This window comes from Citrobacter amalonaticus (genome assembly GCF_002918555.1).
Classification (GTDB): domain Bacteria; phylum Pseudomonadota; class Gammaproteobacteria; order Enterobacterales; family Enterobacteriaceae; genus Citrobacter_C; species Citrobacter_C amalonaticus_A.
Map to the genome: position 1 here is coordinate 155,936 of NZ_PQMB01000004.1, position 18,794 is coordinate 174,729.

At 53.5% G+C, this 18,794-nt stretch carries 14 protein-coding genes; 11 read left to right on the forward strand and 3 right to left on the reverse strand.

The genetic code is table 11. From position 1 onward, the window contains the following. Nucleotide 1: 1 nt before the first annotated feature. Nucleotides 2-1,504, forward strand: coding sequence for an L-arabinose isomerase (araA, locus tag C3432_RS18495; protein WP_103778024.1), 1,503 nt, complete (start codon nt 2-4; stop codon nt 1,502-1,504). Between the two features lie 57 nt (nt 1,505-1,561). Further along, nucleotides 1,562-2,260, forward strand: a complete 699-nt coding sequence (gene araD, locus C3432_RS18500; protein WP_103778025.1) for an L-ribulose-5-phosphate 4-epimerase — start codon at nt 1,562-1,564, stop codon at nt 2,258-2,260. Nucleotides 2,261-2,441: 181 nt separating this feature from the next. Here araD and C3432_RS18510 read toward each other — a convergent pair whose 3' ends face one another. Beyond that, nucleotides 2,442-2,867: a DUF4751 family protein gene (locus C3432_RS18510; RefSeq protein WP_103778277.1), complete on the reverse strand. Its 426-nt coding sequence runs from the start codon at nt 2,865-2,867 to the stop codon at nt 2,442-2,444. Between the two features lie 735 nt (nt 2,868-3,602). Here C3432_RS18510 and polB point away from each other — a divergent pair. The 3 genes from polB to rluA all read left to right on the forward strand — a co-directional run bounded on the left by polB (nt 3,603) and on the right by rluA (nt 9,765). Further along, nucleotides 3,603-5,954 (forward strand): DNA polymerase II, encoded by a 2,352-nt coding sequence (gene polB / locus C3432_RS18515; RefSeq protein ID WP_103778027.1) that lies wholly within the window; start codon nt 3,603-3,605, stop codon nt 5,952-5,954. A 233-nt stretch (nt 5,955-6,187) separates the two neighbouring features. Next, the gene (rapA, locus tag C3432_RS18520; protein ID WP_103778028.1) at nt 6,188-9,094 is read left to right on the forward strand and encodes an RNA polymerase-associated protein RapA; all 2,907 of its coding nucleotides are present in this window, start codon (nt 6,188-6,190) and stop codon (nt 9,092-9,094) included. Nucleotides 9,095-9,105: 11 nt separating this feature from the next. Beyond that, nucleotides 9,106-9,765, forward strand: coding sequence for a bifunctional tRNA pseudouridine(32) synthase/23S rRNA pseudouridine(746) synthase RluA (rluA, locus tag C3432_RS18525; protein WP_103778029.1), 660 nt, complete (start codon nt 9,106-9,108; stop codon nt 9,763-9,765). A 193-nt stretch (nt 9,766-9,958) separates the two neighbouring features. Here the strand turns inward: rluA and djlA are convergent, their stop codons facing one another. Further along, nucleotides 9,959-10,774, reverse strand: coding sequence for a co-chaperone DjlA (djlA, locus tag C3432_RS18530; RefSeq protein ID WP_103778030.1), 816 nt, complete (start codon nt 10,772-10,774; stop codon nt 9,959-9,961). A gap of 545 nt (nt 10,775-11,319) precedes the next feature. Here djlA and lptD point away from each other — a divergent pair. The 6 genes from lptD (at nt 11,320) to apaH (ending at nt 18,192) form a co-directional block, all read left to right on the forward strand. Next, nucleotides 11,320-13,680: an LPS assembly protein LptD gene (lptD, locus tag C3432_RS18535; RefSeq protein WP_103778031.1), complete on the forward strand. Its 2,361-nt coding sequence runs from the start codon at nt 11,320-11,322 to the stop codon at nt 13,678-13,680. Nucleotides 13,681-13,859: 179 nt separating this feature from the next. Next, nucleotides 13,860-15,146, forward strand: coding sequence for a peptidylprolyl isomerase SurA (gene surA, locus C3432_RS18540; RefSeq protein WP_103778032.1), 1,287 nt, complete (start codon nt 13,860-13,862; stop codon nt 15,144-15,146). Next, complete coding sequence (gene pdxA / locus C3432_RS18545; RefSeq protein WP_103778033.1) at nt 15,146-16,135, forward strand: 4-hydroxythreonine-4-phosphate dehydrogenase PdxA; 990 nt, start codon at nt 15,146-15,148, stop codon at nt 16,133-16,135. The genes surA and pdxA overlap by 1 nt, the downstream gene beginning before the upstream one ends. After that, entirely contained in the window at nt 16,132-16,953 is an 822-nt protein-coding gene (gene rsmA, locus C3432_RS18550; RefSeq protein ID WP_103778034.1) for a 16S rRNA (adenine(1518)-N(6)/adenine(1519)-N(6))-dimethyltransferase RsmA, read from the forward strand. The genes pdxA and rsmA overlap by 4 nt, the downstream gene beginning before the upstream one ends. A gap of 2 nt (nt 16,954-16,955) precedes the next feature. After that, nucleotides 16,956-17,333, forward strand: coding sequence for a Co2+/Mg2+ efflux protein ApaG (gene apaG / locus C3432_RS18555; protein ID WP_103778035.1), 378 nt, complete (start codon nt 16,956-16,958; stop codon nt 17,331-17,333). 10 nt (nt 17,334-17,343) lie between these two features. Further along, a complete protein-coding gene (apaH, locus tag C3432_RS18560; protein ID WP_103778036.1) occupies nt 17,344-18,192 on the forward strand; it encodes a bis(5'-nucleosyl)-tetraphosphatase (symmetrical) ApaH in 849 nt (282 codons plus the stop codon). Between the two features lie 42 nt (nt 18,193-18,234). Here apaH and folA read toward each other — a convergent pair whose 3' ends face one another. Next, nucleotides 18,235-18,714 carry a type 3 dihydrofolate reductase gene (gene folA, locus C3432_RS18565; RefSeq protein ID WP_103778037.1) on the reverse strand — a complete coding sequence of 160 codons (480 nt, stop codon included), beginning with the start codon at nt 18,712-18,714 and terminating at the stop codon, nt 18,235-18,237. Between the last annotated feature and the right edge of the window lie 80 nt (nt 18,715-18,794).

Genomic DNA, 18,794 nt, shown 5'->3' on the forward strand with positions numbered 1-18,794 from the left:
AATGACGATTTTTGATAACTATGAAGTGTGGTTTGTGATTGGTAGCCAGCATCTGTATGGCTCTGAAACGCTGCGCCAGGTCAATCAGCATGCTGAGCACGTCGTTAAGGCGCTGAACAGCGAAGCCAGACTGCCCTGCAAAGTGGTGCTGAAACCGCTGGGCACCACGCCTGACGAAATCACCGCGATTTGTCGTGACGCCAACTATGACGATCGCTGCGCAGGCCTGGTGGTCTGGCTGCATACCTTCTCTCCGGCCAAAATGTGGATCAACGGCCTGACCCTTCTCAACAAGCCGCTGCTCCAGTTCCACACCCAGTTCAATGCCGCACTGCCGTGGGACAGCATTGATATGGACTTTATGAACCTGAACCAGACCGCGCACGGTGGCCGTGAGTTCGGCTTTATCGGCGCACGCATGCGTCAACAGCACGCGGTGGTGACCGGACACTGGCAGGATGCAGAGGCGCAGGAACGCATCGGTTCATGGATGCGTCAGGCGGTCTCCAGACAGGATACCCGTCATCTGAAGGTATGCCGCTTTGGCGACAACATGCGTGAGGTCGCAGTGACCGACGGTGACAAAGTTGCCGCGCAGATTAAGTTTGGTTTCTCCGTCAATACCTGGGCTGTAGGCGATCTGGTCCAGGTGGTTAACGCTGTCAGCGACGGGGATATCAACGCGCTAATCGACGAATACGAAAGCAGCTATACCATGACCGCCGCCACGCAGATCCACGGCGAAAAACGGCAGAACGTGCTGGAAGCTGCGCGCATTGAACTGGGGATGAAGCGTTTTCTCGAACAGGGGGGATTTCATGCTTTCACCACCACCTTTGAAGATTTGCACGGCCTGAAGCAACTTCCGGGTCTGGCCGTACAGCGCCTGATGCAGCAGGGCTATGGTTTCGCTGGCGAAGGCGACTGGAAAACTGCCGCTCTGCTTCGCATCATGAAGGTGATGTCAACCGGTCTGCAGGGCGGCACCTCATTTATGGAGGATTACACCTACCACTTTGAGAAGGGCAACGATCTGGTGCTCGGCTCGCATATGCTGGAAGTGTGTCCAACCATCGCTGTGGAAGAAAAACCGATCCTCGACGTCCAGCATCTGGGTATCGGCGGTAAAGACGCCCCCGCGCGTCTGATCTTCAACACCCAAACCGGCCCGGCGATCGTTGCCAGCCTGATCGACCTCGGCGATCGTTATCGTCTGCTGGTTAACTGCATCGACACGGTAAAAACGCCTCACGACCTGCCAAAACTGCCGGTAGCCAACGCCTTGTGGAAAGCCCAGCCGGATCTGCCAACCGCTTCCGAAGCCTGGATCCTGGCCGGTGGCGCGCACCACACCGTTTTCAGCCATGCGCTGGATCTGAATGACATGCGCCAGTTCGCCGAAATGCACGATATCGAAATCACGGTGATTGATAACGATACCCGCCTGCCTGCATTTAAAGACGCACTGCGCTGGAACGAAGTGTATTACGGTTTTAAACGTTAATTATGTTGCTGCCGGATGGCGCTGCGCTTGCCCGTCATCCGGCACAGAGGAATCAACATGCTTGAAGATCTTAAACGTCAGGTACTGGAAGCCAACCTTGCGCTGCCACAACACAACCTGGTCACCCTCACCTGGGGGAACGTCAGCGCCGTTGACCGTGAGCATGGTGTCTTCGTGATTAAGCCTTCCGGCGTCGATTACAGCGTCATGAGCGCAGACGATATGGTGGTCGTCAGCATCGCCACGGGCGAAGTTGTCGAGGGGACTAAAAAACCCTCCTCCGATACGCCAACCCATCGCCTGCTGTATCAGGCATTTCCGACGATTGGCGGCATCGTACATACCCACTCACGCCATGCGACCATCTGGGCGCAGGCGGGGCAATCCATCCCGGCAACGGGCACCACTCATGCCGACTATTTCTACGGTTCGATTCCCTGTACGCGCAAAATGACCGACACGGAAATTAACGGCGAATATGAATGGGAAACGGGTAATGTCATTGTGGAAACCTTTGAAAAAAAAGGAATAGATGCAGCCCAAATGCCGGGCGTACTGGTGCATTCCCACGGTCCTTTCGCATGGGGGAAAAATGCCGAAGATGCGGTACATAATGCTATCGTGCTGGAAGAAGTCGCCTATATGGGGATCTTCTGTCGTCAGCTCGCACCGCAGTTGCCCGATATGCAGCAAACGCTGTTAGATAAACATTACTTGCGTAAACATGGTGCAAAAGCCTATTACGGACAGCAATAAACATAAGCCGCGCATCCTGAACGGGGTGCGCTTTCATATTACACACGTCATCCTTCAAGCTGCCTCTGTGCTGGCGTTGTTACTCGGCCCATCTTCGGGGCCGCTGCAAGCAGCGTTCAAATCTGCTCCCGGCAGATTTGTCGCTCACCCCAGTCACATAGTTATCTATGCTGCTGGAGACTCACTCGCTTGCCGCCTTCCCGCAACTCGAATTATTTAGAGTATACTCAGAAATATATTCAGCAAACTCGCTTCGATACACACAATTATTCGAGCAAAGATAATCAATCACGTTGTCATAATGCCCCTGCTGCTCTTCTCCTTCCAGCGAATGAAAGAAAATATAATCCGCAATAGTTGACTGCCATCGCTGCCCGTGTAACAGATAATTGATCACCGTATCGCGATGTCCATTTCGTCTGTCATGACCTTGCCAGTGAAAAAAAGCGTTACCGTGTTCAATAATCTCAGCACGCCAAATTTGCCCCGTCCATGTTTTATACTCAATATATTTGCATACGTTTTTAATGGATGGATTAGATAACTGAGTGTTAACAAACAGGTAGTGGTTGTACCCTACCTGCAGCGCCTGAGTATAAATATTCATAAACCCTCCCAGATATTCATTGAAAAACATCCGGACAATTCTCTGAAAATAATTTATATACTCGTCATACTCCAGGTTGCGGGTGCGTTGGCTTTATTACTCGGCCTTCGGCCTCGCCTCTTCGGGGCCAGGCAAGCGCTGTTCAAAACGACTACGCTTTTTGTCCCGCAACTCGAATTATTTAGAGTATAGCCAGAAATAAAAATAAAATTATACAGAGAGATATCCCGACGAGATCGAACTGAAAATCCATTTTTATTCAGCAATAGTAACCCATTTAAATATATATTATATTCAATCAAATCATTCGGATGTTTTAAATAAATTCTTACATTAACCATAAATAAAAACAAATCTAAAAACCATTTTTTTACTGTTCCGAGAAATATGTAACAGAATTAAACAGGCATAATTCCTAAAAACCGATGATTATCTGAGAATGGACTTGAATGCACAATTAAACATATCAATTAAGGGAAATAAACAGGAAAAAGAAATAAACCACAGGAATACAACAAATCACACGCACTGAATATTAGTTCTTCATTCATCACTTAAATATAAATAACCGCCGTGGAAAACGACACTGTTGGTCTGCGGCTCGCTGGCGCGCTTTTACTTCGTGAGACCTTTTCAGTGGGCATGGCGTTCTGCGCCTCACGCCTGTACAAAATAACAGTATTATCGAGTAAACTAGGTTATAATTGTCGTTGGTTTGTTTGACGGATACTCAGCGTGGCGCAGGCAGGTTTTATTTTAACCCGGCACTGGCGGGATACATCGCAGGGAACGGAGGTTTCATTCTGGCTGGCAACGGACGACGGTCCTTTGCAGGTAACGCTTGCGCCGCAGGAATCGGTGGCGTTTATCCCCACACACCAACACTCCCGCGTCACCTCGCTGCTGAGTGCGGAAAATGGCTATCGGCTTTCCCCTCTCAATCTGCAGGATTTTCATCGCCAGCCCGTTTCGGGTCTGTACTGTCGTTCTCATCGCCAGCTCATGCGTCTGGAAAAGCTGCTGCGCGGAAATGGCGTGACGGTTTATGAAGCCGACGTGCGCCCCCCGGAACGTTATCTGATGGAACGCTTTATCACCTCGCCCGTCTGGATTGACGGCGACAGGCGTAATGGCGCTATCGTCAACGCACGCCTGAAACCGTACCCGGATTACCGCCCGCCGCTGAAGTGGGTCTCGCTGGATATCGAAACCACCCGCCACGGCGAGCTGTACTGTATTGGTCTGGAAGGTTGCGGACAGCGCATCGTTTATATGCTCGGCCCGGCAAATGGCGATGCCTCCGCGCTCGATTTCCAGCTTGAGTATGTGACGAGCCGCCCGCAGTTGCTGGAAAAGCTAAATGAATGGCTTGCCCGCCACGACCCGGATGTCATCATCGGCTGGAACGTGGTGCAATTCGATCTTCGCGTCCTGCAAAAACACGCCGAACGTTACCGAATACCCTTACGCTTTGGCCGCGATAACAGCGAACTGGAATGGCGCGAACACGGTTTTAAAAACGGCGTATTTTTTGCCCAGGCCAGGGGACGCCTGATCGTTGACGGTATTGAGGCGCTCAAATCCGCCTTCTGGAATTTCTCCTCATTTTCGCTGGAAACCGTCGCGCAGGAGCTGCTTGGTGAAGGTAAGTCCATTGATAACCCCTGGGACAGAATGGACGAGATTGACCGCCGGTTCGCCGAAGATAAGCCCGCGCTCGCCACTTACAACCTCAAAGACTGCGAACTGGTCACACGGATTTTTCATAAAACCGAAATAATGCCCTTTCTACTGGAGCGTTCAACGGTTAACGGCCTGCCTGTCGACAGGCACGGCGGTTCGGTCGCCGCTTTTGGTCATCTCTATTTTCCACGCATGCATCGCGCGGGTTATGTTGCGCCAAATCTGGGAGAGGTTCCGCCACATGCCAGCCCCGGCGGTTACGTGATGGATTCGCGTCCCGGCCTGTATGATTCGGTGCTGGTACTGGATTACAAGAGCCTGTACCCGTCCATTATCCGCACCTTTTTGATCGACCCGGTGGGTCTGATAGAAGGAATGGCGCAGCCGGATCCCGCGCACAGCACCGAGGGTTTCCTCGACGCCTGGTTTTCACGAGAAAAGCACTGCCTGCCGGAAATCGTGACCCAAATCTGGCAGGGACGCGACAACGCCAGGCGTCAGGGTAATAAACCACTGTCTCAGGCGCTGAAGATCATCATGAATGCCTTCTACGGCGTACTTGGCACCACCGCCTGCCGTTTTTTCGATCCCCGACTGGCGTCGTCGATCACCATGCGCGGCCACGCGATCATGCGTCAGACCAAAGCGCTGATTGAAGCACAAGGCTATGACGTGATCTATGGCGATACCGATTCCACTTTCGTCTGGCTGAAACAGGCGCATTCTGAAGACGATGCCGCAAAAATTGGCCATTCGTTGGTACAGTATGTCAATAACTGGTGGGCGGAGTCGCTACAGCAGCAACGGCTAACCAGCGCGCTGGAACTGGAATTTGAAACCCATTTTTGTCGCTTTCTGATGCCCACCATCCGCGGTGCGGATACCGGCAGTAAAAAGCGTTACGCCGGGATGATTCAGGACGGTGAGACACAACGCATGGTGTTCAAGGGGCTGGAAACGGTACGTACCGACTGGACGCCGCTGGCGCAGCAGTTTCAACAGGCGCTGTATTTGCGTATTTTCCGTAACGAACCGTATCAGGAGTATGTTCGCGAGACCATCGACAAACTGATGGCGGGAGAGCTGGATTCGCTGCTGGTTTACCGCAAGCGTCTGCGCCGTCCGCTCAGCGAATACCAGCGCAACGTTCCACCACACGTGCGTGCCGCCAGGCTCGCAGATGAACAAAATCTCCAGCTGGGGCGCGCTGCGCAGTATCAAAACCGGGGGACCATCAAATATGTCTGGACGACAAACGGTCCGGAACCGCTTGATTACCGACGTTCACCGCTGGATTATGAACATTATCTCACACGCCAGCTACAGCCGGTGGCAGAGGGGATACTTCCCTTTATTGATGATAACTTTGCTACACTGCTCACTGGACAATTAGGGTTATTTTGACACGTGACGAATGCGCCGCCATCCATTACCATAGCGCCCTTTCCATTCCTGGACCCAATGTACATTGCTGCCCATTTTGCGGGTAGCGATGTCGTTTACTCTTAATAATTCGAGTCGCAGACGGGCGGCGAAGCCGCAAATCTCCGGGAGCCTGTATAACCAGGTGACTGGCGAGCCCGCAGACTGAAATATGACGAGTATTGCCTGCAATTAAAGATATAGAGCCGACAAATATGCCTTTTACACTTGGTCAACGCTGGATCAGCGATACAGAAAGCGAACTGGGACTTGGAACCGTTGTCGCAATGGATGCGCGAACTGTCACTTTACTTTTCCCGGCCACAGGTGAAAACCGTCTGTATGCGCGCAGTGACTCTCCGGTGACCCGCGTGATGTTTAACCCTGGTGATACCATCACCAGCCATGAAGGCTGGCAACTGCAAATCGATGATGTAAAAGAAGAAAACGGTTTGCTTGCTTATACGGGTACCCGCCTTGATACCGAGGAAGCAAACGTCACGCTGCGTGAAGTTCTGCTCGACAGTAAGCTGGTCTTCAGCAAACCTCAGGACCGTCTGTTCGCGGGTCAGATTGACCGCATGGACCGTTTTGCCCTGCGTTACCGTGCACGTAAATTCCAGAGCGAGCAATATCGTATGCCGTGGAGTGGCCTGCGCGGTCAGCGTGCAAGCCTGATCCCTCATCAGCTCAACATTGCCCATGATGTCGGTCGTCGCCACGCGCCGCGCGTCCTGCTGGCCGACGAAGTGGGCTTAGGAAAGACCATTGAAGCCGGGATGATTCTGCATCAACAGCTGCTGTCAGGTGCGGCAGAGCGCGTACTGATTATCGTCCCGGAGACATTACAGCATCAGTGGCTGGTAGAAATGCTGCGCCGTTTCAACCTGCGCTTCGCCCTGTTTGATGACGAACGTTACGCGGAGGCTCAGCACGACGCCTGTAATCCGTTTGAAACCGAACAGCTGATTATCTGCTCGCTGGATTTTGCCCGCCGTAACAAGCAGCGCCTGGAGCATCTGTGCGATGCCGAGTGGGATCTGCTGGTCGTCGACGAAGCGCACCATCTGGTGTGGAGCGAAGACGCGCCGAGTCGCGAATACGCGGCGATAGAACAGCTGGCAGAGCGTATTCCTGGTATCCTGCTGCTGACCGCGACGCCGGAACAGCTGGGTATGGAAAGCCACTTTGCCCGTCTGCGTTTACTGGATCCAAATCGTTTCCACGACTTTGCGCTGTTTGTTGAAGAACAAAAGAATTACCGCCCGGTGGCCGATGCCGTCGCCATGCTGCTGGCTGGTAATATGCTCAGCAACGACGAGCTGAACATGCTCGGCGAGCTCATTGGCGAGCAGGATATCGAACCGCTGCTGCAGGCCGCAAACAGCAGCAGCGAGGATGCAGAAAGCGCCCGTCAGGAGCTGGTCTCCATGTTAATGGACCGCCACGGCACCAGCCGCGTGCTGTTCCGCAACACGCGCAATGGCGTAAAAGGCTTCCCGAAACGCGAACTCCATACCATCAAGTTGCCGCTGCCGACCCAATATCAGACGGCGATAAAAGTCTCCGGCATCATGGGCACGCGCAAAAGCGCAGAAGACAGAGCACGCGACATGCTCTACCCGGAGCAGATTTATCAGGAATTCGAAGGGGATAGCGGCACCTGGTGGAACTTTGATCCACGCGTTGAATGGCTAATGGGGTATCTGACCAGCCACCGTTCGCAAAAAGTGTTGGTGATCTGCGCCAAAGCCGCCACCGCGCTACAGCTGGAGCAGGTTCTTCGCGAACGTGAAGGTATCCGCGCCGCCGTGTTCCATGAAGGGATGTCCATCATCGAGCGCGACCGTGCTGCCGCCTGGTTCGCTGAAGAAGACAGCGGTGCGCAGGTTCTGCTGTGCTCAGAAATCGGCTCTGAAGGACGCAACTTCCAGTTTGCCAGCAATCTGGTGATGTTTGATCTGCCGTTTAACCCGGATCTCCTGGAGCAGCGCATTGGCCGTCTGGATCGTATTGGCCAGGCGCACGATATCCAGATCCACATTCCGTATCTGGAAAAAACCGCGCAGTCAGTACTGGTTCGCTGGTATCACGAAGGTCTGGATGCGTTCGAGCACACCTGCCCGACCGGTCGTACCATTTATGACACGGTGTACAACAACCTGATCGGCTATCTGGCAGCACCGGAAGAGACGGACGGTTTCGATGAGTTGATTAAAACCTGCCGTGAGCAGCATGAAGCGCTGAAAGCACAGCTGGAACAAGGTCGTGACCGCCTGCTGGAAATCCACTCCAACGGCGGTGAAAAGGCGCAGCAGCTTGCTGAAAGTATTGAAGAACAGGATGATGATACAAGCCTTATCGCCTTCGCCATGAACCTGTTTGATATTGTGGGAATTAACCAGGACGATCGTGGTGAGAATCTGATTGTCCTGACGCCATCTGACCATATGCTGGTGCCGGACTTCCCTGGTCTGCCGGAGGATGGCTGCACGATCACTTTCGAACGGGACGTGGCGCTGTCGCGCGAAGATGCGCAGTTCATTACCTGGGAGCATCCGCTGATTCGCAACGGGCTGGATCTGATCCTTTCTGGCGAAACCGGCAGCAGCACCATTTCTTTGTTGAAAAACAAAGCCTTACCTGTTGGTACACTGCTCGTTGAACTGGTATACGTTGTCGAAGCGCAGGCGCCGAAGCAACTGCAGTTGAACCGTTTCCTGCCAGCGACCCCGGTCCGCATGTTGCTGGATAAGAACGGCAACAACCTGGCCGCACAGGTGGAGTTTGAAACCTTCAACCGTCAGTTAAGCGCCGTTAACCGTCATACCGGCAGTAAGCTGGTCAACGCCGTTCAGCAGGATGTCCATGCCATTTTGCAACTGGGTGAAGCACAGGTTGAGAAGTCTGCTCGTGCGCTGATCGACGCGGCACGTCATGAAGCGGATGAAAAACTGTCTGCCGAGCTGTCGCGTCTGGAAGCGCTGCGCGCCGTTAACCCAAACATCCGTGATGACGAACTTACCGCGATTGAGAGCAACCGTCAGCAGGTAATGGAAAGCCTGGATCAGGCCAGCTGGCGTCTGGATGCCTTACGCCTGATCGTCGTGACGCATCAGTAACGGAGCCGGAAATGGGGATGGAAAACTATAATCCGCCGCAGGAGCCCTGGCTGGTCACTCTGTATCAGGATGAGCACATTATGGTGGTCAACAAGCCGAGCGGCTTGTTGTCCGTGCCTGGTCGCCAGGAAGAGCACAAGGACAGCGTAATGACGCGCATTCAGCGTGATTTCCCGCAGGCAGAATCGGTGCATCGTCTGGATATGGCGACCAGCGGCGTGATTGTCGTGGCGCTGACCAAAGCGGCCGAACGCGAGCTGAAGCGCCAGTTCCGCGAGCGCGAGCCGAAAAAGCAATATGTTGCGCGCGTGTGGGGCCATCCAACTCCGGCCAGAGGGCTGGTTGATTTACCGCTGATATGTGACTGGCCGAACCGGCCAAAACAGAAGGTGTGTTATGAGACCGGCAAACCGGCGCAAACTGAGTATGACGTCGTCGAGTTTGCTGACGATAATACCGCCAGGGTGGTGCTTAAACCCATCACCGGGCGTTCTCATCAGCTGCGCGTCCATATGCTGGCGCTCGGGCACCCGATTCTTGGCGATCGCTTCTACGCTTCACCAAAAGCGCTGGCGATGGCGCCGCGCCTGCTGCTGCATGCTGAGATGCTGACCATCACCCATCCCGCCTACGGCAACAGTATGACCTTCAAAGCCCCGGTGGATTTTTAAATTCTGTACCTGCTTGTGCCGGGAGCGCTTCGCTTGCCCGGCCTACTGGCTTTATGTCTCGGGTTATCGACACAAATCATTCGAGATGCCTCGAGGCGGCAAGCGAAGAAATCCCCAGCAGCATAGATAACTATGTGACTGGGGTTTCACAGCGCAGCCAACAAAGAGGCAGCCTGAAGGATGCCGTGTATATTTACTTAAACCCTTTCTGCTCTTTGATGAGCTCGTAGGCTTTCTGAATCTCTTGCGCTTTCTGCTTCGCCATCTCCATCATTTCCGGTGGCAAGCCTTTCGCCACCAGTTTGTCCGGGTGGTGCTCACTCATCAGCTTACGGTAGGCGCGCTTGATCGTGGTGGCATCGTCAGTCTGCTTCACACCCAGCACATTACAGGCATCCTCAAGCGTGGGTCCCCGCTGCGCCTGCTGCCAGCCGGCACCGCCAGACTGCTGCTGATACCCCCCGCCAAACTGCGCGCCGCCCTGCATCATCCGCAGGAATTGATCAAACTGCGTCCGGGAGATACCCAGCTCTTCCGCAATGACATACAACACTTCGCGTTCGTTAGGGTGCAATGAACCATCGGCAAACGCAGCCTGAATCTGAATCTCCAGAAACATGCGAATCAGGTCAAAACGGCCAAAGCAGACGCTGCGAAACTGGCGCATTTTTTCACGTAACGGGTAATTGTCTGATTTTCCCACCCGGAAGGCATTCTGCGCCGCGGAGCGGGAATCCCCATGCAGGTTCATGCGATCCATCAATACGCTGGCGATATGAATATCGGCCTCGGTGACCCGTCCTTTCGATTTGGTTAAATGGCCCATAACCTCAAAGGTCGTGGCAAAAAACAGCGCCTGACGCTCTCGTTGATTCGCAAACCACGCCATTTTGCGGCTACGGGCTTTGTCAAACATATGCCCAACCAGCAGCCCCAGCACCACGCCCCAGAAGCCGCCGCCCATCATCAGAGCCACGGCCACACCAATTATTTTTCCCCAGTACTGCATACGTTCCCCAAATCTTCACGCTGTTAAGCGTCATGCTCTCAAGCGATCCCCCACAATATATCCCCTTCGTCTTTCAAGCCGCATTTTTGTTGGCAGCCTTCGCTCACCCCGGACACTTACTGCTGTAAGCGCCAGGGGGATTCTCTCAGTTGCCGCTTCAATGCAATTCGAAATCCATTGGGTACAGGACGCTTTTACCGTTTCACGGTCACGGTCAATTGTGGGACATCGCCTATAATTTGCATTATCATACCTGTCATTCAATGCCGTGCCTAACCCCACAAACGTGATACCCGCTCGATTGTGGAAAGCATCATGACGATAAAGGGTAGATACACAAAATCATTCAGGCTGCATCAAGGTAGCAAGCAGCAGCCCTCCTGGGGTGAGGCGCAGGGATGGCCGAATAACGAATGCAGCTAACGCAGAGGCAGCCTGAAGGATGACGTGTATGATTAACACTAGCGCTATGATGATGAGTAAGTTAGTCTCTGACCGTTTGTCACGCGCAACGCTACCGATGATGGAACAATAAAATACAACGTATGAAAAAACGTATTCCCACCTTCCTGGCCACCATGATTGCCACCGCCCTTTATAGTCAACAGGGTCTGGCAGCCGATCTCGCCTCACAGTGCATGCTGGGCGTGCCAAGTTACGACCGTCCTCTGGTGAAGGGCGATACGAACGAATTACCTGTGACCATCAATGCCGACCATGCCAAAGGGAATTACCCTGACGATGCAGTGTTTACCGGCAATGTGGATATCATGCAGGGCAACAGTCGTCTGCAAGCCGACGAGGTGCAGCTCCATCAAAAAGAGGCGCAGGGCCAGCCAGAGCCAATACGCACCGTCGATGCGCTCGGTAACGTTCATTACGACGACAATCAGGTCATTCTGAAGGGGCCAAAGGGTTGGGCAAACCTCAACACCAAAGATACCAACGTCTGGGAAGGTGATTACCAAATGGTGGGACGTCAGGGGCGCGGCAAAGCGGATCTGATGAAGCAGCGTGGTGAAAATCGCTACACCATTCTGGAAAACGGTAGCTTCACCTCCTGCCTGCCTGGATCTGATACCTGGAGCGTTGTCGGTAGCGAAGTCATTCACGACCGTGAAGAACAGGTCGCAGAAATCTGGAACGCCCGCTTCAAACTGGGTCCGGTTCCGGTCTTTTATAGCCCATATCTCCAGCTGCCGGTTGGTGACAAACGTCGATCCGGCTTCCTGATCCCGAACGCGAAATACAGTACCAAGAACTATTTTGAGTTCTATCTGCCGTACTACTGGAATATCGCGCCGAACATGGACGCCACCATCACGCCGCACTATATGCACCGTCGTGGCGGTATCATGTGGGAAAACGAATTCCGCTACCTCAGCCAGGCCGGTGCGGGTTTGATGGAGCTCGATTACCTGAATTCCGATCGCGTTTATGACGATGAACATCCGAACGACAGTAACTCCCGTCGCTGGCTGTTCTACTGGCAGCACTCTGGCGTCATGGATCAGGTCTGGCGTTTTAACGTCGATTACACCAAAGTCAGCGACTCCAGCTACTTTAACGATTTTGACAACAAGTACGGCTCCAGTACCGACGGTTACGCCACGCAAAAATTCAGCGTTGGCTATGCGGTACAGAATTTTAATGCGACAGTCTCCACCAAACAGTTCCAGGTCTTTGACGATCAGAACAGAAGTAGCTATTCCGCTGAACCGCAGTTAGACGTCAATTTCTACCAGAATGACGTCGGTCCGTTTGATACGCGTATTTATGGTCAGGCCGTAAAATTTGTTAACACGAAAGATAACATGCCAGAAGCAACCCGTGTGCACCTGGAGCCGACCATTAATCTGCCGTTGTCGAACAACTGGGGCAGCATCAATACTGAAGCGAAGCTGATGGCGACGCACTACCAGCAGACCAACCTGGACTGGTACAACAACAACCCGGGTAACGTTAACAAGCTCGATGATTCCGCCAACCGCGTCATGCCGCAGTTTAAAGTTGACGGCAAGATGGTTTTTGAGCGCGACATGAACATGCTTGCGCCAGGCTATACCCAGACGCTGGAGCCGCGCGCGCAGTATCTGTACGTGCCATACCGCGACCAGAGCAAAATCTACAACTACGACTCCTCTCTTCTGCAATCGGATTATACCGGCCTGTTCCGCGATCGTACTTATGGCGGCCTGGACCGTATCGCTTCCGCCAACCAGGTTTCGACCGGTATCACATCTCGTGTATATGATGATGTCGCCGTTGAACGTTTTAATGTTTCCGTGGGTCAAATCTACTATTTCACGGAGTCACGCACCGGCGATGACAACATTAACTGGGAGAAAGATGACAAAACCGGCTCACTGGTATGGGCGGGCGACACATACTGGCGGATGACCGATCGCTGGGGTTTGCGTGGTGGGATCCAGTACGACACCCGTCTGGACAACGTTGCCACCAGCAGCACCAGTCTCGAATACCGTCGTGATGAAAACCGCATGGTGCAGTTGAACTACCGTTACGCCAGCCCGGAATATATTCAGGCCACGCTGCCGAAAAATTATTCCACCGCAGAGCAGTATAAAAACGGGATTTCGCAGGTTGGCGGCGTGGCAAGCTGGCCGATTGCCGATCGTTGGTCGATCGTCGGTGCTTATTACTTCGATACCAATGTGAACAAAGCTGCGGATTCCATGCTCGGCTTGCAGTACAACTCCTGCTGTTATGCGATTCGTGTCGGTTACGAGCGTAAGCTGAACGGCTGGGATAATGACAAACAACATGCGGTTTATGATGACACGATTGGCTTCAACATCGAACTTCGCGGCCTGAGCTCCAACTATGGTCTCGGCACGAAAGAGATGCTGCGTTCGAACATTCTGCCGTATCAAAGCTCTTTGTGATTTGATTGATTTATACCCAATGAATTTCGAGCTGCATTGAGGCGGCAACTGAGAGAATCCCCCGGCGCTTACAGCAGTAAATGACCGGGGTGAGTGAAGGCAGCCAACAAAAATGCAGCCTGAAAGACGACGGGTATACAACGTAATCCGCATTGCGGTTAATTAATAATGGAAAAAGTATGAAGAACTGGAAAACGCTGCTTCTCGGTATCGCCATGATCGCGAATACCAGTTTCGCTGCCCCGCAGGTAGTCGATAAAGTTGCAGCCGTCGTCAATAACGGCGTTGTGCTGGAAAGCGACGTCGATGGCTTAATGCAATCCGTAAAACTCAACGCAGGTCAGGCTGGTCAACAGCTTCCGGATGATGCCACGCTGCGTCATCAGATCCTGGAACGTTTGATTATGGATCAAATCATTCTGCAGATGGGCCAAAAGATGGGGGTGAAGATCTCTGACGAGCAGTTGGATCAGGCTATCGCCAACATCGCCAAACAGAACAATATGACGATGGATCAGATGCGCAGCCGTCTGGCTTACGACGGCCTGAACTACTCCACCTATCGTAGCCAGATCCGTAAAGAGATGATCATCTCTGAAGTGCGTAACAACGAAGTTCGCCGCCGCGTAACAATCCTGCCGCAGGAAGTTGACGCGCTGGCACAGCAGGTCGGTAATCAAAACGATGCCAGCACCGAGCTGAACCTGAGCCACATCCTGATCCCGCTGCCGGAAAACCCAACGTCCGATCAGGTAAATGAAGCAGAAAGTCAGGCGCGCTCCATTGTGGATGAGGCGCGTAACGGTAGCGATTTCGGCAAACTGGCCATCACCTATTCGGCCGATCAGCAGGCGCTGAAAGGCGGCCAGATGGGCTGGGGACGTATTCAGGAACTGCCGGGCATCTTTGCTCAGGCGCTGAGTACGGCGAAGAAAGGCGATATCGTTGGTCCGATTCGTTCAGGTGTGGGTTTCCATATCCTGAAAGTGAACGACATGCGCGGTCAAAGCCAGAGTATTTCCGTGACCGAAGTTCATGCTCGCCATATTCTGCTTAAGCCGTCGCCAATTATGACCGATCAGCAGGCACGCCTGAAGCTGGAACAGATTGCAGCCGATATCAAGAGCGGAAAAACCACATTCGCTAATGCGGCAAAAGAGTTCTCTCAGGATCCGGGGTCTGCCAACCAGGGCGGCGATCTGGGCTGGGCAGCCGCGGATATTTTCGATCCTGCTTTCCGTGACGCGCTGACCCGTCTGAACAAAGGCCAGATGAGCGCACCGGTGCACTCTTCCTTTGGCTGGCACCTGATCGAACTGCTGGATACGCGTAACGTTGATAAAACTGACGCAGCGCAGAAAGATCGAGCCTATCGTATGCTGATGAACCGTAAGTTCTCGGAAGAAGCAGCAACCTGGATGCAGGAACAGCGCGCCAGCGCTTACGTTAAAATCCTGGGCAATTAATGACTATTGTTCAACGTGTAGCAATCACTCCTGGCGAGCCCGCCGGGATTGGTCCGGACCTTGTGGTCCAGCTTGCACAGCGTGAGTGGCCGGTAGAACTTGTCGTCTGTGCCGATGCCGCGCTACTCTCCGACCGGGCAAAACTGCTCGGTCTTCCCCTCTCGCTCCGCCCCTGGTCTCCCCATACCCAGGCCATCCCCCAGGCCGCCGGAACGCTGACCCTGCTGCCGGTCGCGCTGCGTGCCTCCGTTGTTCCTGGTGAGCTGGCGATAGAAAATGGGCAATACGTGGTGGATACGCTGGCGCGTGCCTGTGACGGTTGCCTGCAAGGTGAATTTGCCGCGCTGATTACCGGCCCGGTACACAAAGGTGTCATCAATGACGCTGGCGTCCCCTTCACCGGACACACGGAGTTCTTTGAAGAGCGCTCACAGGCGAAGAAAGTCGTGATGATGCTGGCAACGGAAGAACTACGTGTGGCGCTGGCGACCACTCACCTGCAGCTTCGTGCAGTGGCTGATGCCATTACGCCCGCGCTGTTGCATGAGGTGATCGGCATCCTGCATCACGATCTGCGCACCAAATTCGGTATTACCGATCCGCATATTCTGGTGTGTGGCCTCAATCCGCATGCGGGTGAAGGCGGCCATATGGGCAGCGAAGAGATCGACATCATTATTCCGGTTCTCGACAAATTGCGCGCGCAGGGGATGAAACTAAACGGTCCATTGCCCGCCGATACGCTGTTTCAGGCCAAATATCTCGACCACGCGGATGCCGTACTGGCAATGTACCACGATCAGGGTCTCCCCGTGCTAAAATACCAGGGATTTGGCCGTGGCGTGAATATCACGCTGGGCCTGCCCTTTATTCGCACATCCGTTGACCACGGCACCGCCCTTGAACTGGCGGGCCGGGGTGTCGCAGATGTCGGCAGTTTTATTACGGCGCTTAATCTCGCCATCAAAATGATTGTTAATACCCAATGAATAATCGAGTCCATCAGGGCCACTTAGCCCGCAAACGTTTCGGGCAAAACTTTCTCAACGATCAGTTTGTGATCGACAGTATTGTTTCGGCCATTAACCCGCAAAAAGATCAGGCAATGGTCGAAATCGGTCCGGGTCTGGCTGCGCTGACCGAGCCGGTAGGCGAACGTCTGGACAAGCTCACCGTTATCGAGCTTGATCGCGACCTGGCTGCGCGTCTGCAAACGCACCCGTTTTTAGGGCCAAAGCTGACCATTTACCAGCAAGACGCCATGACCATGAACTTTGGCGAACTGTCTGAAAAGATGGGACAACCGCTGCGCGTGTTTGGCAATCTGCCGTATAACATCTCCACGCCGCTGATGTTCCACCTGTTTAGCTATACTGATGCCATTGCTGACATGCACTTCATGTTGCAAAAAGAGGTGGTTAACCGTCTGGTTGCAGGTCCGAACAGTAAAGCGTATGGTCGATTGAGCGTTATGGCGCAATATTATTGCAATGTGATCCCGGTGCTTGAAGTACCACCATCTGCCTTCACGCCGCCACCTAAAGTGGATTCTGCCGTCGTACGCCTGGTACCTCATGCCACGATGCCTCATCCGGTTAAGGATATTCGTGTTCTGAGTCGCATCACGACCGAAGCCTTTAACCAGCGTCGTAAAACGATTCGTAACAGCCTCAGCAATCTGTTCAGCGTTGAGGTTCTGACGAAACTGGGCGTTGACCCGGCTATGCGAGCGGAAAATATCTCTGTCGCGCAGTACTGCCAGATGGCGAACTATCTGTCAGAAAACGCGCCTTCGAAGGAGAGTTAAGCATGATCAATTCGCCCCGAGTATGTGTTCAGGTACAAAGCGTCTACATTGAGGCGCAATCTTCACCTGGTGATGAACGTTACGTTTTTGCTTATACCGTAACCATCCGCAATTTGGGGCGAGCGCCGGTGCAGCTATTAGGACGCTACTGGTTGATAACCAATGGTCATGGTCGGGAGACTGAAGTTCAGGGGGAAGGTGTGGTTGGCGTTCAGCCGCACATCGAACCAGGCGAAGAGTATCAATACACCAGTGGCGCAGTCATTGAAACGCCGCTGGGTACCATGCAGGGTCATTACGAAATGATCGATGAAAATGGCGTCGCCTTTACCATCGATATTCCCGTTTTCCGACTCGCCGTTCCAACGCTCATTCACTAAAACAATAACTATGGCAACATACCTTATTGGCGACGTTCACGGTTGCTACGATGAACTGATCGCATTGTTACAACAAGTAAAGTTTACCCCTGAGAACGATACCCTCTGGCTGACCGGCGACCTGGTCGCCCGCGGCCCTGGCTCACTGGACGTGTTGCGCTATATCAAATCGCTGGGCGACTGCGTGCGTCTGGTGCTGGGTAATCACGACCTGCATTTGCTCGCCGTGTTTGCCGGAATCAGCCGGAATAAGCCAAAAGACAGACTGACTCCGCTGCTGGACGCGCCCGATGCCGACGAACTGCTTAACTGGCTGCGCCGCCAGCCGCTGCTCCAGGTTGACGAAGAGAAGAAACTGGTGATGGCGCATGCGGGCATTACGCCACAGTGGGATTTGCAGACAGCCAAAGACTGCGCGCGTGATGTTGAAGCCGTGTTGTCGAGCGATTCCTATCCCTTCTTCCTCGATGCAATGTACGGCGATATGCCCAACAACTGGTCGGCGGAACTCAGTGGACTGGCGCGGTTACGTTTCATCACCAACGCCTTTACCCGGATGCGTTACTGCTTCCCGAATGGTCAGCTGGATATGTACAGCAAAGAGTCGCCGGAAAACGCCCCTGCGCCGCTGAAGCCGTGGTTTGCCATCCCTGGCCCCGTCAGCGAGGCGTACAGTATCGTTTTTGGGCACTGGGCCTCACTGGAAGGGAAAGGCACGCCGGACGGGATCTATGCGCTGGATACCGGCTGCTGCTGGGGAGGCGATCTAACCTGCCTGCGCTGGGAAGATAAGCAGTATTTTGTGCAGCGCTCAAATCGTCAACAGAATTTAGACGCTGGCGAGGCGGTGGCGTCCTGAAAGAGATGAATGCCGGGCAGCATGAACTGCCAGGCATCATGTTTAACGACGTTCCAGAATCTCGAAGCAGTAGCTATGAGAGTTCTGTGCATCGGCGTCATGGAATTCACTGAACACGGATTCCCAGTCGTCCGGTTCGTAGTCCGGGAAATGGGTATCCCCTGGAACGATGGCATCAATATGCGTCAGATAGAGTTTCTGCGCCTTCGGCAGAAATTGTTCGTACACGCGTCCACCGCCGATCACCATAATTTCTGGCGCATCGCCACAAGCGGCAATCGCTTCATCAACAGACTTCACCCACTGCACGCGATCGTCGGTGCCAGCCTGGCTGCTGATAACGATATTCTTACGCCCTGGCAACGGTCGTCCGATGGATTCCCAGGTATGGCGTCCCATGACGACAGGTTTGTTTAACGTATTACGTTTAAACCAGGCGAGGTCGGCAGGCAGGTTCCACGGCATGGCATTTTCCATACCGATCACGCGATCCACCGCTAACGCCGCAATCAGACTGATCATTGAATGTTTCCCGGATACAAAAAAATTGTCGCCACTATACGGAAAGAGCAATCTTTCGTCGACTGGCGGAAAGAGCTTGC

What these genes read in the sequence shown, in the direction of transcription:
- C3432_RS18510 (WP_103778277.1), bottom strand. Translation starts at nt 2,867, where the DNA reads ATGAATATTTATACTCAGGCGCTGCAGGTAGGGTACAACCACTACCTG.
- rsmA (WP_103778034.1), top strand. Translation starts at nt 16,132, where the DNA reads ATGAATAATCGAGTCCATCAGGGCCACTTAGCCCGCAAACGTTTCGGG.
- djlA (WP_103778030.1), bottom strand. Translation starts at nt 10,774, where the DNA reads ATGCAGTACTGGGGAAAAATAATTGGTGTGGCCGTGGCTCTGATGATG.
- araA (WP_103778024.1), top strand. Translation starts at nt 2, where the DNA reads ATGACGATTTTTGATAACTATGAAGTGTGGTTTGTGATTGGTAGCCAG.
- rluA (WP_103778029.1), top strand. Translation starts at nt 9,106, where the DNA reads ATGGGGATGGAAAACTATAATCCGCCGCAGGAGCCCTGGCTGGTCACT.
- apaH (WP_103778036.1), top strand. Translation starts at nt 17,344, where the DNA reads ATGGCAACATACCTTATTGGCGACGTTCACGGTTGCTACGATGAACTG.
- rapA (WP_103778028.1), top strand. Translation starts at nt 6,188, where the DNA reads ATGCCTTTTACACTTGGTCAACGCTGGATCAGCGATACAGAAAGCGAA.
- lptD (WP_103778031.1), top strand. Translation starts at nt 11,320, where the DNA reads ATGAAAAAACGTATTCCCACCTTCCTGGCCACCATGATTGCCACCGCC.
- pdxA (WP_103778033.1), top strand. Translation starts at nt 15,146, where the DNA reads ATGACTATTGTTCAACGTGTAGCAATCACTCCTGGCGAGCCCGCCGGG.
- araD (WP_103778025.1), top strand. Translation starts at nt 1,562, where the DNA reads ATGCTTGAAGATCTTAAACGTCAGGTACTGGAAGCCAACCTTGCGCTG.
- folA (WP_103778037.1), bottom strand. Translation starts at nt 18,714, where the DNA reads ATGATCAGTCTGATTGCGGCGTTAGCGGTGGATCGCGTGATCGGTATG.
- apaG (WP_103778035.1), top strand. Translation starts at nt 16,956, where the DNA reads ATGATCAATTCGCCCCGAGTATGTGTTCAGGTACAAAGCGTCTACATT.
- surA (WP_103778032.1), top strand. Translation starts at nt 13,860, where the DNA reads ATGAAGAACTGGAAAACGCTGCTTCTCGGTATCGCCATGATCGCGAAT.